Consider the following 14,734-nt stretch of genomic DNA (forward strand, 5'->3'; position numbering starts at 1 on the left):
GAGCGCCCAGCACCATAGCCTGTATCAAAGCCTCCAGAAGATAATACTTTTGTCGCAAATACATATTTTTGCCTTGACCCCAACCGCATAAAAAGCAAAATTATCACAATACGAAAAAAATTGTTTTATTTACGGCAGAGACAATAATTGCTGATCCTTACAAACACACATCAGCTGAATCTTAAGGAGGAGCTATGACCGATACAGCATTTAAAGAATTAATCTCCAAAGACAACATGGCGCCACTATGGGAGGTGCTGCGAGGTTTGACACCACGTGAGCCTAAACAGGTACTGGAGCCCGTTATCTGGCGTGATAAAACGATTCGCAAGAACATGGAGATGGCTTGTGAAGCCATTTCAGCTGAGGATGCCGAGCGTCGCGTCCTGGTGCTGGAAAACCCAAAGCTACGCGGTAAATCCTTGGTAACCACCTCACTATACGCAGGCATTCAGATGATTCTGCCTGGCGAGGTCGCGCCAAGTCATCGGCATACGGCTTCGGCCTTGCGCCTGATTCTCAGCGGCGAAGGTGGCTTCACTAATGTGGACGGTGAAAAAGTAATGATGCGCCCTGGTGATTTCGTGATCACACCATCCGGGGTGTTCCACGACCATGGCGCCGAGGGCAGCGACCCGGTGATGTGGCTGGATGGCCTTGATGTACCTGTCGTACAGATGCTTAACGCGGGCTTCTCTGCTGACGATCCGAACAATCGCCAGGAAGTTCGTCGACCGGCGGGCGACTCTGAAGCGCGTTATGCATCCGGGTTAACCCCAGTTGGGTATCAGGGCAGTGGCACGACGAGCCCCTTGTTCCACTACCCCTATAAGCGCACTCGGGCGGCGTTGACTCAGCTCGCTGAGAGTGGTGATTGTGATCCTGCCATTGGGCTCAAGCTGACCTTTACCAATCCCACCAATGGTGAATCACCGATCCTTACCATGGGCGCTTACATACAGCTTCTGCCACCTGGGTTTCAGGGCGTGGAGCATAGGGAAACAGATGGTGCGGTCTATTGCGTAGTGGAGGGTAGTGTCCGCGTTCACGTCGGAGATCAGGAGTGGACGGCAAATCAGCACGATGTGTTTGTGGTTCCTGGCTGGGCCTGGCGTCGCTTCAAAGCCTCCGATGAATGTGTTTTGTTCAGTTTTTCAGATCGCCCCCTTCAGGAACATTTGGGCTTTTGGAAGGGCGAGAGTAAAAAAGCCTGACAACTCCCTGATACAAAGGATAACCATTGCATGAAAATCTGCTTGTTCAATAACAATCGCCTGGGTGTCGTAGACGGTAACGAGGTATTGGACGTCTCAAGCGTCCTAACTCGTATCGGTGCCTCGGAATATCCCTATCCCCGTGGAGATCAACTGATTGCTTGCTTACCAGAATTAATGCCTGTCATAGCGGATGCCATACAATTCGCTCGGCGTTATCCTCTCAGCAAGGTGACATTGCGCTCCCCGGTTGCCAACCCCGGCAAGGTTGTCGCGGCTCCAGTCAACTACCAAGCCCACTTGGATGAGGCCATTGAGGATACCGCGACTTTCTCCCGAGCACATGTGCGAAAGATACAGGAGACAGGGCTGTTCCTCAAAGCTACAAGTTCACTGGTCGGTCCTGATGATTCTGTGTACGTCGGTCTTCCGGACCGCCGAACCGACCACGAAATCGAATTGGTTGCCATCATTGGCAAACGTGCCAAAAACGTTTTAGCAAAGGATGCGCTGTCCTACGTGGCGGGATACAGCATCGGGCTGGATATCACGATTCGTGGGCCGGAGGAGCGCAGCCTGCGTAAGTCGCTAGATTCCTACACAGTGCTGGGCCCCTGGCTGGTTACCGCCGATGAGATAGAAAACCCTCATGCATTAGCGATGACCCTAGATGTGAATGGAAAAGTGCGACAAAGCGCCAATACCAAAGATCTGATCATGGATGTAGCCGAACTTATAGAGTTTGCCTCCAAATTCTACACCCTCGAGCCCGGCGATCTGCTGTATACCGGGACACCAGAGGGGGTGGGGCCTATCCAGCCTGGTGACACCATCAATTGTGAGATTGAGCGTATTGGTAAGATCATTGTGAACGTGGAGGCATCATGAGTACTCAGCAGCCTATTCTTATTATCGGCGGCGGGATTGGTGGCCTTGCATCAGCACTGGCCTTGTCTCGTCTCGGCATCCCAACATTGGTTATTGAGCAGGCCGATGAGTTTCGTGAAGTGGGTGCTGGTATCCAAGTAGGACCGAATGGCTTCCGCGCCCTTGATCGCCTAGGGGTATTGGCGCAGGCACGTGAACTGGCGGTGCTGCCAGATGAACTGATCATGATGGACAGCGTCAATGCCACGCCGGTCGTTGAGATCCCGGCGGGTGACTCATTCATCGAACGCTTCCAGTACCCCTATGCACTGATCCATCGTGCCGACTTACACAACGTACTGCTCAACGCGTGTCGTGCATCGAGCCAGATAGAGTTTCGAACCTCTACTAGGGTCGCCTCCTTCTCAGAGGCCAATGGCAAGATGAATGTCACCACAGCTCAGGGGGAAGTAATCTCAGGAAGTGCTTTGATAGGGGCCGATGGCCTATGGTCTAAGGTTCGCGAGAGCATTGTCGGCGATGGAGCTCCGAGGGTTTCCGGTCACATTGCCTATCGTGCGGTAATTCCTATCGAGGAAGTGCCAGAAGCCTATCGCCGTAATGCCATGATTCTGTGGGGCGGCCCCAAAAACCACCTCGTGCAGTATCCGTTACGTGGAGGAAAGCTCTTCAATCTGGTTGCCGTGTTCCATAGCGACCGCTATGTAGAAGGCTGGAATACAGAAGGAGATCCTGAGGAGCTCAAGCAGCGTTTCGCTGGAACCTGCGATACGGTTCAAGAACTGTTAGCCAAAATTGATAGCTGGCGTATGTGGGTGCTATGCGATAGAGAGCCTGTGAAAGAGTGGAGCCGTGGCCGTGCCACCCTGGTCGGAGACGCTGCTCACCCGATGTTGCAATACCTTGCCCAAGGTGCCTGCATGGCTATAGAGGATGCTGTTGTGCTAGCTGATGAGGTTGCCCGCTGCAGTGACGATATCGCCAGTGCCTTTCAGGCGTACCAGCAGCGGCGCTACCTGCGCACCGGACGCTGTCAGATTATGGCCCGTGTTCACGGTGAGTTCTATCACGCGACAGGGGTTACGGCTGAACTGCGCAATGCCATGCTCGCTTCTCGGACGCCAGAGCAGTCTTATGAAGGGCTGGCTTGGCTATATGATAAGGATATTTGACGCGCTCTTAATATAATAATTTCCTAATAAAAAGTAATAACTGTTTACAACTCTTGCAAACTACCATGCTCATAAAATTTTAGGATTCCGTTTTTGACTTATGATTTTATAAGAGCACAACTAATTTTCAGTGAAAAAGAAAAAAACCTCTAAAAATAAGGTAAATACAATGACAAACATACTAAATACTGCCACTCGCTATCTTTGCGCGATTCCGCTAGGCCTAGCGTTAATTGCCAGTACACAAGTCGAGGCCAAAGAGTTACGCCTGGGATTAATTACTCCGCCTCAGCATATTTTGAATCAAACCGCCCAACGCCTAGCCGACACAGTGGCAGAGCGAAGTAATGGTGATTTAACCATTACCATTTTCCCATCCGGCCAGCTAGGGGATGAATCGGCCATGTTCACCCAAATGGAGACCGGACTGCTAGACATAGGGCTTATGACCGCCGCAGCTACCAGCCAGCGTGAACCAGCTTTCGTCGGCTGGTTCACTCCCTTCCTCTTTTCCAGCGTAGAAGAGGCGGCCAAGGCCACCGAGACAGACGCTGCTCAGCAGATGCTGCAGAACCTGGAGAGCAAAGGTCTGCACGCATTCGGCTATACCTTTGCGGGCATGCGCCATATTCTTATGCGCGAAAGCGCTGTTAACAGCACTGAGGATGTTAGCGGCAAAAACATCCGCATTATTCCGTTCGCAGCGATGAATACCTGGTGGCGAGCCGTTGAGGCTCGGCCCACCCCGACGAGTTTGCCGGATGTTTACCAAGGCCTCCAAAACGGTATGCTGGATGGTGTGGATATTGACCTCGATGCCTTAGTAGGTTCGGGCTTTTATGAAGTAGCGGAGCATCTAACACTGACTAGCCATATGGCGTTTCCTGAGGTAGCCATAATGGGCCAAGCATCCCGCGCTTCACTTAGCGATGCAGAACGCCAGCTAATTGATACCGCCATGGCTGAGGCACTTGCCTGGGGTACTGAGACGGAAATTGCAGCAGAAGCGAGCAACCGCACCTTGCTCGAAGACCGCATTAATGTGTATACGCTCGAAAGCGCTGAAGACGCTTTCAGCACGGCGAACCAAGCGTTCGCTGAGCGCTTTGGCGACGATCCGCTTATCCAAGCCTTCCAGCAACAGTCTACCGAACTCCTTAACGCTGAATAAAATGCGTCGGGGCGCTTCTGCGCCCCGAACCAAAGAGGCGTGCCCAAGATGCATTTTCCCCAAAATACCTGGCTAACCAAGGCGAGTCGCCAGCTAGCCAAGGTTGAACAGCTGCTCTGCAACGTACTGATAATAGCTTTTAGCGCGTTGCTTATTACTAATGTTTTCGCACGATACGTACTTAACAGCCCGCTCTTTTTTGCCAATGAGCTAGCCGTATATATTCTGATTTGGATGGCGTTTCTCGCCATCTCTATCGCCATACATAATGACCAGCACGTACGTTTGACCATGCTGATTGCGATGCTGCCTAAAACGGCTCAGCGCGCTTGCTATTGGCTTACTGAGTTGGTCTGTCTGGCGATACTTACTACTGTTCTGTGGTACACCATCGCTTGGCTGCGGTCACCTTCGATCCACTACGATATCGCTATTACGCTCGATTGGCCCAAGTGGCACTTCTATCTCATCGTGCCGCTTTTCTGTGTCACATCGATTTTTCACCTCATCGCTAGGCTTTTTGATCGCTCGCGAGCGAGTTTCGTCCTAGCCAACGACGAGGAGTGACCCTATGACGCTTGCGGCTTTTATTGTGTTGATGCTGCTTGGAATGCCAATTGCCTTTGTCCTCCTGGCTTCAACACTTACCTTCGTAATCACTTCCGGCAACTACCGTCTATTTGAAAACCTACCCCAGGTTATTTTTGGCTCGCTAGAGGTGTTTGATCTGCTGGCGATTCCGCTGTTTATTCTTTTAGGCGAAATCATGAATGAGGGCGGCATTACACGTCGTATTATCACCGCCACAAGAGCCTGGTTTGCGTGGATTCCTCACAGCATTGCCTATGTATCCCTCACCTCGAACTTGATGCTTGCCTCTATTATGGGGTCAGCGACGGCACAGATCGCTATTATGAGCCGAGTAATGACCCCCGAATTGGAGCGTGATGGTTACGACAAGGGGTTCGCCGCGGCGTTGACGGCAGGTGCTGGCCTGCTGGGCCCGATTATTCCGCCGTCAATGGTGTTTATTATCTATGGCGTCATTGCTCAAGTGTCGATTGGTGCCATGTTCATGGGGGGCATTCTTCCTGGGCTACTGCTGTTTATACTGATCAGCGGCTTGATCGCGATCATGGCGCGTCGTGCGCGTAAGAAAGGAAGTGTTGATCAGGAACGCACGCCGCTATGGCGTGCGACTCGTGGCGCACTGCTCACACTCAGCATTCCCATCGTCATTGTGGGCGGTATCGCGTTTGGCATAGTGACGCCTACTGAGTCTGCGGCGGCTGCGACGCTAATGGCGGTGGTGATAGGCGCCCTCTTCTTTCGAGAGCTTAAGTGGGGGCAGTTACCTGGCGTTTTGAGCCGAACAGCACGCAATACTGCCATTGTGCTATTTCTGATTGTCGCTGCAAAAGCTTTTGGCTGGGTACTGGTGTATAACCAGATACCTCAGCAAGTAGCCGGGCTAATGCAAGGCGCCACCGAAAGCCCGCTGATATTTATGCTGCTGGTGTTCGTGATGCTGATGGTAGTAGGCATGGTACTTGATGGCATCGCTGCACTCATCATCCTAGTGCCTATTTTGCTCCCGGTGGCGCAACAAAGTTATGGGATTGATCCTGTCCACTTTGGCATCGTCACCTGTATGACACTAAGCCTGGGGCTATTAACGCCCCCGGTGGGTGCAGGGCTCTATGTTGCCTCCGCTATCAGCAACGTTAGCTTGCCTCGTATTACGAAGTGGATCTTTCCGTTCATCCTCGCGGCCTGCCTCGTTATCTTGGCGGTCATCTTTAATCCCTGGCTCGTTAACGTTTTCCGTTAAGCCTGGCCACTACCTTCTGCTTACGCTTTATCGACTTGAGGCACTGACTAGCATCATGCCGGTCAGTGCTCACATCCAGTGCCTATTACAGAAACTTCTGCTATGGTCACAGCGTATTTTACCCTTTATAAGACCCGACATGACCCGATCACCGCTATCTGAAGCTTTTGAATTACCTGGCAATCTTTTAAGACGCTGCCACCAAATTAGCGTGGCTATTTTTCTGCGCAAGTGCGAGGCGTTCAACCTTACCCAACTGCAATATATAATCCTCTCTGCGCTTGAAGAGATGGGAGCCATTGACCAAATCACCCTAGGTGGCTATACGGCGTTGGATCGCAATACCATTGCTGTCGTGGTTCGGAAATTAGAGGAGCGCGGTCTCATTACCCGGCACCGTAACCCTGACGATCGTCGTTCGATGGTGGTGAAGCTCACCAAGGAAGGAGAGGCGTTACGAGAAGCCGTAGAACCTGCCGTTGAAGAAGTGCAAAAAGATATTTTGGCACCGCTAACCCCAGACGAGCAGCAAGTGCTGCTTAAGTTATTACAGAAATTAGCGAGTGATAACAATCACCTGAGTCGTGTTCCGGTGCGCTTAAATGAAACCTAGGCCCAGCCCAATAATCTCCTTGATATATGGTGGGCTCGACGTCACCCCATCTTCAGTAGCCCCCGGGTTTAGAGTCAGAAGTAACTTTATCGTGTTTTATCACCAGTTGCTCAGCATAGGCGGAAGGCGTTAACCCTCCCAGTTCCTTCTTCGGTCTCTCCTCGTTGTATTCCCTTCGCCACGCCTCGATGACGACCCTGACGTGATGAAGGCTGGTGAACCAGTTCTAATTCAGGCATTCATAGCGAAAGCGCCCATTGAACGATTCGATGTAGGCGTTTTGATTGGGTTTTCCAGGTTCAATTAAAAAACAGTGCCAAGCCACTTTGATGCGCCAAAGACAGCATGGTGCTCCCACAAAATTCCTTGCCATTATCCTTACGAATAACGTGAGGTAGCCCGCGCCGTACCGCCAGATGATCTAGAATCCATGTAAACGACAGCCCGCCAATGGCCCGCTCAGGCACGATCGCCACGGCTTCATGGGTGGCGTCGTCGACAACGGTGAGATTCTTTATCACGAGGCCTTCTGCGGTACGGTCAAACACAAAATACATTGACCAGACCTGATTGGCGGAACAAGGACGACCCATTGGCTTACGCTCAGATGTGGGAACCTTCTAGCGCTTGCGGCGTTTCACCTGCAACCGAGCCGCCGCGTAGAGGCCTTCGACGCGCTTATGATTAACCTGTTCACCGGCTTGACGCAGCTTCAGGTAGATCATGCCAGCACCATAACGACGATGCCGATGGGCCAAGGCCACAATGTGTTCATGAAATGCCCCATTGCGGTCAGGGGCCGATTGATAGCGCAATGCACGGGCATTCATACTGACGACATGGAGCGCACGACGCTCACTCAAGCCACATGACACCATAAAGCGCATCACGTCTCAGCGTGCAGGGGCACTCACCACTTTTATCTCAGTGCCTCGCGAGTGACCTCCATCTCCAGTAGCTACTCAGCGAGCAGCTTTTTCAAGCGTCCATTTTCGGCTTCGAGTTCTTTGAGTCGTTTGGCATCAGGTGCGCTCATGCCGCCAAACTTGCTGCGCCATCGGTAGAAACTGGCTTCAGAGAAACCGTGCCGGCGGCATAACTCCATGATGGGCAGTTCCGCTTCGGCTTCGCCCAGGAAACCAATGATCTGTTCTTCGCTAAACGCTTCTTCATGTCCAATCTCCTTACGTAGGATCGGACTCTAAAGTGTAGTGCTACTCAATCTGGGGGTGACGTCGCTAGAATATGTAAGACCTTCCAAAACAATTCAATAGAAAAATCAAACATGAGCCATATCTTAAGGAATGGTCATTTAACGGAGGAAAAAATGGGAACAACGAAAGATATAGGCCAAGCAATTTTCGCGTACCGTGCTTTCGATTTGCGCGACCATTTTCCTCAACCGTTAGAGACCTTTCGTGAAGCCCTGGAGTGTTTACAAAGCGATGTTGCCTATATGGCCGCAATGAGCGGAGAGATCATAGCGTACTTGCGTGGCGGAGGTTCGATAAAGATTCCTGATGACTTTTTCATTTCTCGCTCAGACAATAGTATTGCTCTCTTGGGCGAAGAAGAGAACGATGCTGTTTGCTTAGCAGTGGAAGCTTGGCTTCTTGAAAAGTTGGCTCAAATTAGTGATGATTTATCACCACCCGAACCATCACGAATAAGGCCCTACAAGCTTGAGCTACTGCTCGACCAATGTGACGCGAATGCTGATGAAACAGATGACGTATGCGCTTGGCGTGATCTAACTGAAGTAGGACGGGAGCGACTTGATGAATGCAGTGCATCCAAAAAGCCATTATAAACAACGTCAGACATCTGACGAGCAAATTATGTGTATATTAATTAAGGTCAGCAATCATGATCAAATCACCTGAACAATGGCCAACAATACACCCTCTGCCCTTCTTTGAAATAGAGCTATTAGCCAACCTCACGCCACAGTCTGCCCACGCTGATGAAATAGCGTCTCTCTTACCCAAGGAAATTGAACATTGGATTAGCCCGGCTGAGGATAAATCTCCCTCAGGAGAAGCACGAGTAGATCCCCGTGAGACCTGAACTTAAATATTAAGTGGCTGCATTTCCATCAGTCAAACGTGAATGGCAATGGAGCATATACCAGGAAATATACTTATAACATTGGGATGATTCATAAATAAACTGTTGGAGATATCACTGATGGCAACAAAAGACTTTGATCACGAAGCCAAAGTAGCGCCTCGTCCTCTTCGTAGCACCTCTCCTTTCGGTGAAACGGTTATTTTGGGCAAAACTACAGAACCTAAGAAAGAACAAAATATTGAAGAGTTGCTACAAGCACGGCGTAGGGCACATCAGCGTGCTCGCGATGTTATTTTCGAACATAGAAAAGAGCTACTAAACAAAAAATAATATGCATTTGAAATTAGCAGAAAAGCTCAGAATCGAGGGCTAGACCATCAATCAATGGCACCTTTCAGTCATTGATGCCGACAGATGGTAGACATATGCACGACAGCCCTTTTGAGCCTCCTTCGGAGGCAACATCGACCCCATTATGAAACACATTTCGTTAGCAACAGTTTAGGAGTGACATAAAGAAGTCTCTGTTTAAGATAGTTACTTATCGAGTGCTAATTAAAAAAATTAGCAGGCATCGAAAAACAAGAGCTAATTGCTTTAGCCCTAACGAAAATCGACGAGATTCTCCTGTTCGAGAGGCATTTACCAGACATCCGCCAATTGGTGAGCATGGCCCAGACACACATGGCCGAGGCGGAGACATCAAACAAGCCTCTATGGCCAGTCTATAGAAAATTGGCTAAACACCCAGATTAAGCTCTACCAAACGCTAATTGAGGCACTTAGGATCCAACCGGCAAGGAGTTGTTGATCTTCTGCTTGGGCCCAATTCTATAAGATCCTCAGCAGTACGATGGCCTCTCTGTTAAGAGTTGTTTAATGGTGTCGTTTTAAAATTTCAGCGCTACGAGAACGATTCTCGAAATCCATGGCTATGGAGTAATTCAAGCCAATCCAACTTTCCGTTGGGCGTCAAGATAGTCTCGAAGAGAGCGCAAAGCCGATAAGCCACCGCGATTCATCAGCTCCATGGGAGAGAGACCACTAAAAGGGGCGTTATCGTTCAAGTCATGAAGCCACCGTTGCCGGTCTTCTACTTGAGGAAATAGCAATGTTAACGACCGGTAGATACCTAGGAGGTTAGATGCACGTTCAAGCTGCTCCGCTGTTAAGTCTGTCTGTAAAGGCGTAGCTGCCCACTCACGATAACTATCAATATTAATTCCTAGAAGCGCTGCCATGTCTGTATCTGACAGCCCCCATTCATGGGCAATAGTTGGAAACGTGCGCATCACTGCGACACTTGTTTCCTCACTATTATGCGCCGCAATTCGATCAGGACGGCGGTGCTGACGCCATTCAATCCAATCGATCTCAAAAGCCAGAGGGCCATCCTCATTTTCAACCACTGGGCACCCGGCACCAGTGAGATAGCGTACAAAACCGTCTTGGAGCCTTGGTGGTACCTCACGTATTCTGATATAGCGAGTGCCCGTCGGGGCAATGTGTGTAGGAACTTCTCCTGGCCTCACGGCATTGGTTGGCTCCAGGAGATCGGCTTCCCAGTGCTCACTGCCCACCGGCTCAAACGGCTTATCGTAATGCTGAACAGATCTTTTTAAACGCTCAAGAGGACTTTTAGCATCGTCTTCGACAGTAGGTCTTTGCGGAACGTTTTTTTGCGGCATATAGATTTCCTCCTCCCAACAAACCTACCAACTTATCCTCAAAACGCTTACGCGGTTTCTTGAGGGTAGACGGCCTGGCATTACTCTTCGACAGCGGTATGTTAACGGTGCTGAGACAGCATAGGCACACAATGTGATCCTAGGGATATCAACAGCAAAAAAACTACCGGTTTCCAAAGAGCAATCTATAAAACATACATCGTGGCGCTTCACGTAGTACCGGGCGCTTGGCCATATTCTCGACTATGGAGAGCCATGTAAGCCAGCATATGCTTCAAGGAGGAAGCCACGAATCGCTACTTGGCCGGTGCCATCGGCGGCCTGCTCGCCACCATTCCCATGACCCTTGCCATGGGGAGGCACTCTATCGGCGACTCCAACGAGAAGAGCGCTACCCGTTGCTGCCGCGTGAGATCACCCAGAACCTTCTGCTAAAGGTGGAGGCGGATGCGCTGTTGGACGAAGAGCAGCGCGTCGAGCTAAGCCTTGTCAGCCACTTTGGCTATGGTGCCTTCGCCGGGTCGCTATATCCCTCCACACGCCAACGAGTCGCACATCCTTTGGTCTACGGCAGCGGCTACGGGGTGGCGATTTGGGCAGCGAGCTATTTCAGCTGGATTCCGGCGCTGCAAACCCTCCCGCCACCCCACCGTCAGCCAGCCAATCGCCCCGGCTAATGATTCCCGTTCATCTGGTGTTGGGGGCCAGCACTGTATGGATCGGAGAATGTCTGGCGAACCGACGTGACGCCTCCCTCGACAACGGCTGAATTAGCCACGCACCACTTGCAGGCTCGGGACGCGATGGCCCAGAGTCTCCTGAGTCCGCTCGCTGTACCAGATGATCAAGACGATCACTCCTGACTCGTAGGTCTCGGAGTAGTGGCCTTTCTCTTAGACCCTCGAGCTGATGCTGCGCTGTTTCTCCTTGACTAGCCGCTACGTGTATCGCACTTTTCGACGCTGGAGCGATTAAGATGTCGAAGTGCAGACGTTATTTTTCGATGACTTGCCGCATCGCATTGCGCCCAGGTTCTTCCGTTGCCATGTCAACGAGCTTGGCAAAATCCCTAGGCTCAATCCTGTCCATTGAACACCTCAACATCAACTAGATACGTATTGCGCCCCACTCGTTTAAGATCTGCCCAGGCAGCCTCAGGCGTCGCCATCTTGAGCGGCCGCCCAATGTCACACATGCGCGGTAGCAGCTCGATGATGGGCCTGCTCGTATGCGTGAATTCAATGGTTCCATAAGGAGTGCGGTGCATCCCTTTGCGGCCTGTTGTCATAATGGTTAGGCGATCGACGGGGATTTGTGAGATGGCCCCATACTCTGACAGGGCTGACTCTAGCGAGACGTAGCTGTACTCCCCTCGGCGCATGGCCCGAGCGATTCGTTCCAGCCGATAGGAGTCGGGAGTACGCGAAAGGGAGTAGCAATAGATTCCCCGGGCTACGCCTTCGAGAATGCCATGCTTACGCAGTCGGTTGATCCCTTCCTGAAAGGTTTTTGGGCTGTCTTCATGAAAGATCTTTGCCAGGTCACTTCGCGTGAATACGCTTCGCCCGATTTTGTCCCAGCTGTCCAGTCGCTGCCGAGCTGTCATCTGTTTCACAGGTGTACACCAAAACTATATATTTATAGTCTAGGCGTACAGAAGTGTACGCGCAAAAACTGACCAAGATTCCTAAACTACCGACATCTAGCGATTGCTCCGATCCGGTACCAAGAAAGCGATTCACACCAACCTCTCAGGCCGGAAATTTTGAGCCCAGTGCAGCAACGATCACTAAAGCGAGCGTCTTAGGAATCTGGATATGACGTAGGATACAGCGACTCCCAATAACATCAGAAACACGATCTCCAGCAGCGCTTTTGTCGTGCGGCAAGCAGCAATGCCGATTAGCCTGGGCAATTGGGGATGCGTCAAAAAAGGGGTATGAAGGTTCTGCCCCATAAATTTAATAATAAGGAAAAGAGGTGGTTGTCGCGAAGGGGAGGATTTTGCTAGGCGCCGTTTGTCTCATTGGCTTGGTAGCGATGATTATTCTGGCTTTCTGAATGACTTGTGAGTGGTGGCAGGACAAGCCTGCTGTTGATTCGGGTGTAGCTGGCTTAATGAGGTATCAAGATGGTGCGTTCTTCTTGCGGGTGTGTGCGGTTTTATTTTGGCTTGGCTTCCAGCTATTTGGTAGTAAACCTCACCACAAAACATCCGTTACAGATTGATCGAGGGAAAGTACCCTGAGTAACACCGACCCCAGTAAAAGCATAGTTCTATGGGCTTATAGCGGCTGCCCTATCACACAAGACAGAACTCACTTGCTGCGGGAAGCTTTTCCATCCCTTTAAGGACAGAGACCTCATTACCTTGTTGGATCTATTGAGGCGTGTCGATCGTTGTTGCCAATATTCCTGATCGTTGTACTCACTACCCGTGCAAGATTTCTTGAACCTCATCAAGAGCGGCGTCGATAACGAGATCAGGATCTGTGACGATCAGATTCTGAGGTTTTAGCCCGCCAAGATAGCTATTTGCCGACTGGAACCAAAAGGCCATTCCCCGCCTGCTTTTATCATCTTTGAAGATATCGATGATTTTCGAGATGACGCGGTACGGTCGGTAGCCAGCTTCCTTCTCAAGCCCAAACGCAGGGTAGTATTCGGTGCCATGGTCGTTAATAGTAAAAATATCACCTTGTTGTTTCCACTGCGCAGGATGAGCACAGTCACTCCGTGAGCTGACGCCTGGTTACTGCAATATCTCATCGACAGTTAACCAATCGCCGCTTTCCATCACGGCTCGACGCGCTCTTGCTTCCATCTCTGCTTCACGCAAACTAGTTGGTGTGGTCATATGCTTAGGCACACTTATCTTGGGTATATGTTCTGGTCCATTATTCTGGGGATTTTGCAAACAAGCTAGCCATCGCGTAATTGACAGCCTGGATTCATAGAATAACTGCAGCACTTTGGACCACCCGGTAGAAGCAGGAGGGCCAGCGCCGGTACCCTCCCTGCTTTACCGACCAAAGTGAAGCAGAGCATGGGATACCGACAACTGACCCAGACCCAACGATACCAGATTCACGCTTGTATTGGGGTAGGGATGAGCCAGCGACAGGCCGCTAAAAACCTTGGCGTTCATAACAGCACGATAAGCCGTGAGTTGCGTCGTAATGCGACAGGCGAAGGTTATGAACCTGAGATGGCTCAGTGCCGTAGTAATGACCGGCGACGTACCGCCTGGAAATGGACAAAGCGCCTGCCCAGCATGGTCAACATCGTCGCCAAGCAACTGCGTGAGGAGTGGAGTCCAGAGCAAATTAGCGGCTTCATGGCGCCTTTGGTCGGCATTGGCGTCAGCCATCAGTGGATCTACTCCTTGATCTGGGATGACAAAGTCCGTGGCGGCGATCTTTGGCGACACCTTCGTCAGCCTAAGCGGCGCAGCAAGCACCGTGCTCATGCCAAGAGCGCTGGGCTCGGTAAAATCCCTAACCGGGTCGGTATCGAACATCGCCCCGCCGATGTGGATGACCGGCTCATGATTGGCCACTGGGAAGGCGACACGGTGCTCAAGGGGCACAAACAGTCAGGGTTAGTCACCCTCGTTGAGCGCCGCAGTGGCTATTTATTGGCAGCTCGGCTATCCCATATCACTGCCGAGCTGACACAGAAGGCTATGATCCGACTGCTGACACCGCGGCGTGGCGCTGTCAAAACCGTGACGCTAGACAATGGCTCTGAATTTGCCAACCACGAGGCAGTGGCCAAGGCGGTGAACGCCTCAATTTACTTCTGTGATCCTTACTGTTCCGGCCAGCGTGGGACTAATGAAAATACGAATGGCCTCATCCGGCAGTACTACCCCAAGGGGACTGACTTCCGGCAGGTGACAAATGGCGAGCTAAGAAAGATCGTCAAAAAACTGAATGACCGTCCGAGAAAACGGCTCGGTTATCGAACACCGGCACAGGTATTCCTAGGTGAGTACTCAGGTGCCCTGGATACCGCAGGTGCTGCACTTATTACTTGAATTCAGGAGTCGTGGTAATCGAGGCTAATCATGCATAAGCGGTCAATA

At 51.1% G+C, this 14,734-nt stretch carries 14 protein-coding genes and 1 pseudogene; 12 read left to right on the plus strand and 3 right to left on the minus strand.

Annotation, left to right across the window (positions count from 1 at the left end; all coding sequences use genetic code 11):
* Window positions 1-194: 194 nt before the first annotated feature.
* The 7 genes from KO116_RS19420 to KO116_RS19450 all read left to right on the plus strand — a co-directional run bounded on the left by KO116_RS19420 (window position 195) and on the right by KO116_RS19450 (window position 6,889).
* Complete coding sequence (locus KO116_RS19420) at window positions 195-1,214, plus strand: cupin domain-containing protein (protein ID WP_009286263.1); 1,020 nt, start codon at window positions 195-197, stop codon at window positions 1,212-1,214.
* 30 nt (window positions 1,215-1,244) lie between these two features.
* Window positions 1,245-2,102, plus strand: a complete 858-nt coding sequence (locus KO116_RS19425) for a fumarylacetoacetate hydrolase family protein (RefSeq protein WP_035563432.1) — start codon at window positions 1,245-1,247, stop codon at window positions 2,100-2,102.
* Window positions 2,099-3,274: a 3-hydroxybenzoate 6-monooxygenase gene (locus KO116_RS19430; protein WP_035563429.1), complete on the plus strand. Its 1,176-nt coding sequence runs from the start codon at window positions 2,099-2,101 to the stop codon at window positions 3,272-3,274. Before KO116_RS19425 ends, KO116_RS19430 begins: the two co-directional genes overlap by 4 nt.
* A gap of 169 nt (window positions 3,275-3,443) precedes the next feature.
* Complete coding sequence (locus KO116_RS19435; protein ID WP_045812185.1) at window positions 3,444-4,445, plus strand: TRAP transporter substrate-binding protein; 1,002 nt, start codon at window positions 3,444-3,446, stop codon at window positions 4,443-4,445.
* A gap of 48 nt (window positions 4,446-4,493) precedes the next feature.
* Window positions 4,494-5,012, plus strand: a complete 519-nt coding sequence (locus KO116_RS19440; protein ID WP_035565839.1) for a TRAP transporter small permease — start codon at window positions 4,494-4,496, stop codon at window positions 5,010-5,012.
* Between the two features lie 4 nt (window positions 5,013-5,016).
* A complete protein-coding gene (locus KO116_RS19445) occupies window positions 5,017-6,276 on the plus strand; it encodes a TRAP transporter large permease (protein ID WP_045812186.1) in 1,260 nt (419 codons plus the stop codon).
* A 139-nt stretch (window positions 6,277-6,415) separates the two neighbouring features.
* Entirely contained in the window at window positions 6,416-6,889 is a 474-nt protein-coding gene (locus KO116_RS19450; RefSeq protein WP_035565140.1) for a MarR family winged helix-turn-helix transcriptional regulator, read from the plus strand.
* A gap of 52 nt (window positions 6,890-6,941) precedes the next feature.
* On the opposite strand, the pseudogene KO116_RS25170 reads toward KO116_RS19450, so the two are convergent.
* A pseudogene (locus tag KO116_RS25170) lies at window positions 6,942-8,069 on the minus strand (IS3 family transposase).
* A gap of 105 nt (window positions 8,070-8,174) precedes the next feature.
* On the opposite strand from KO116_RS25170, the gene KO116_RS25525 reads away from it, so the two are divergent.
* The 3 genes from KO116_RS25525 (at window position 8,175) to KO116_RS19470 (ending at window position 9,289) form a co-directional block, all read left to right on the plus strand.
* Window positions 8,175-8,699, plus strand: a complete 525-nt coding sequence (locus KO116_RS25525; RefSeq protein WP_200897111.1) for a hypothetical protein — start codon at window positions 8,175-8,177, stop codon at window positions 8,697-8,699.
* A 56-nt stretch (window positions 8,700-8,755) separates the two neighbouring features.
* The gene (locus tag KO116_RS25180) at window positions 8,756-8,956 is read left to right on the plus strand and encodes a hypothetical protein (protein ID WP_144408615.1); all 201 of its coding nucleotides are present in this window, start codon (window positions 8,756-8,758) and stop codon (window positions 8,954-8,956) included.
* 120 nt (window positions 8,957-9,076) lie between these two features.
* The gene (locus tag KO116_RS19470) at window positions 9,077-9,289 is read left to right on the plus strand and encodes a hypothetical protein (protein ID WP_035565135.1); all 213 of its coding nucleotides are present in this window, start codon (window positions 9,077-9,079) and stop codon (window positions 9,287-9,289) included.
* Window positions 9,290-9,903: 614 nt separating this feature from the next.
* Here the strand turns inward: KO116_RS19470 and KO116_RS24225 are convergent.
* Window positions 9,904-10,647: an antitoxin Xre-like helix-turn-helix domain-containing protein gene (locus tag KO116_RS24225; RefSeq protein ID WP_052703808.1), complete on the minus strand. Its 744-nt coding sequence runs from the start codon at window positions 10,645-10,647 to the stop codon at window positions 9,904-9,906.
* A gap of 269 nt (window positions 10,648-10,916) precedes the next feature.
* On the opposite strand from KO116_RS24225, the gene KO116_RS19480 reads away from it, so the two are divergent.
* Window positions 10,917-11,324, plus strand: coding sequence for a DUF1440 domain-containing protein (locus tag KO116_RS19480; RefSeq protein ID WP_235272434.1), 408 nt, complete (start codon window positions 10,917-10,919; stop codon window positions 11,322-11,324).
* Between the two features lie 398 nt (window positions 11,325-11,722).
* Here KO116_RS19480 and abiEi read toward each other — a convergent pair whose 3' ends face one another.
* Window positions 11,723-12,253, minus strand: a complete 531-nt coding sequence (gene abiEi / locus KO116_RS19485) for a type IV toxin-antitoxin system AbiEi family antitoxin (RefSeq protein WP_235272572.1) — start codon at window positions 12,251-12,253, stop codon at window positions 11,723-11,725.
* Between the two features lie 1,440 nt (window positions 12,254-13,693).
* Between abiEi and KO116_RS19495 the strand changes: the two genes are divergently transcribed.
* The gene (locus KO116_RS19495) at window positions 13,694-14,686 is read left to right on the plus strand and encodes an IS30 family transposase (protein ID WP_045812187.1); all 993 of its coding nucleotides are present in this window, start codon (window positions 13,694-13,696) and stop codon (window positions 14,684-14,686) included.
* The last annotated feature ends 48 nt before the right edge of the window (window positions 14,687-14,734 follow it).

This window comes from Halomonas sp. KO116, from assembly GCF_000734975.2.
Classification (GTDB): Bacteria; Pseudomonadota; Gammaproteobacteria; order Pseudomonadales; family Halomonadaceae; genus Vreelandella; species Vreelandella glaciei.

Bases quoted from the DNA above. Each gene is read 5' to 3' on its own strand.
- KO116_RS19430 (WP_035563429.1), top strand. From the start codon at position 2,099: ATGAGTACTCAGCAGCCTATTCTTATTATCGGCGGCGGGATTGGTGGC.
- KO116_RS19495 (WP_045812187.1), top strand. From the start codon at position 13,694: ATGGGATACCGACAACTGACCCAGACCCAACGATACCAGATTCACGCT.
- KO116_RS19445 (WP_045812186.1), top strand. From the start codon at position 5,017: ATGACGCTTGCGGCTTTTATTGTGTTGATGCTGCTTGGAATGCCAATT.
- KO116_RS19440 (WP_035565839.1), top strand. From the start codon at position 4,494: ATGCATTTTCCCCAAAATACCTGGCTAACCAAGGCGAGTCGCCAGCTA.
- KO116_RS19480 (WP_235272434.1), top strand. From the start codon at position 10,917: ATGCTTCAAGGAGGAAGCCACGAATCGCTACTTGGCCGGTGCCATCGG.
- KO116_RS19435 (WP_045812185.1), top strand. From the start codon at position 3,444: ATGACAAACATACTAAATACTGCCACTCGCTATCTTTGCGCGATTCCG.
- KO116_RS25180 (WP_144408615.1), top strand. From the start codon at position 8,756: ATGATCAAATCACCTGAACAATGGCCAACAATACACCCTCTGCCCTTC.
- abiEi (WP_235272572.1), bottom strand. From the start codon at position 12,253: ATGACAGCTCGGCAGCGACTGGACAGCTGGGACAAAATCGGGCGAAGC.
- KO116_RS25525 (WP_200897111.1), top strand. From the start codon at position 8,175: ATGAGCCATATCTTAAGGAATGGTCATTTAACGGAGGAAAAAATGGGA.
- KO116_RS19470 (WP_035565135.1), top strand. From the start codon at position 9,077: ATGGCAACAAAAGACTTTGATCACGAAGCCAAAGTAGCGCCTCGTCCT.
- KO116_RS19425 (WP_035563432.1), top strand. From the start codon at position 1,245: ATGAAAATCTGCTTGTTCAATAACAATCGCCTGGGTGTCGTAGACGGT.
- KO116_RS19450 (WP_035565140.1), top strand. From the start codon at position 6,416: ATGACCCGATCACCGCTATCTGAAGCTTTTGAATTACCTGGCAATCTT.
- KO116_RS24225 (WP_052703808.1), bottom strand. From the start codon at position 10,647: ATGCCGCAAAAAAACGTTCCGCAAAGACCTACTGTCGAAGACGATGCT.
- KO116_RS19420 (WP_009286263.1), top strand. From the start codon at position 195: ATGACCGATACAGCATTTAAAGAATTAATCTCCAAAGACAACATGGCG.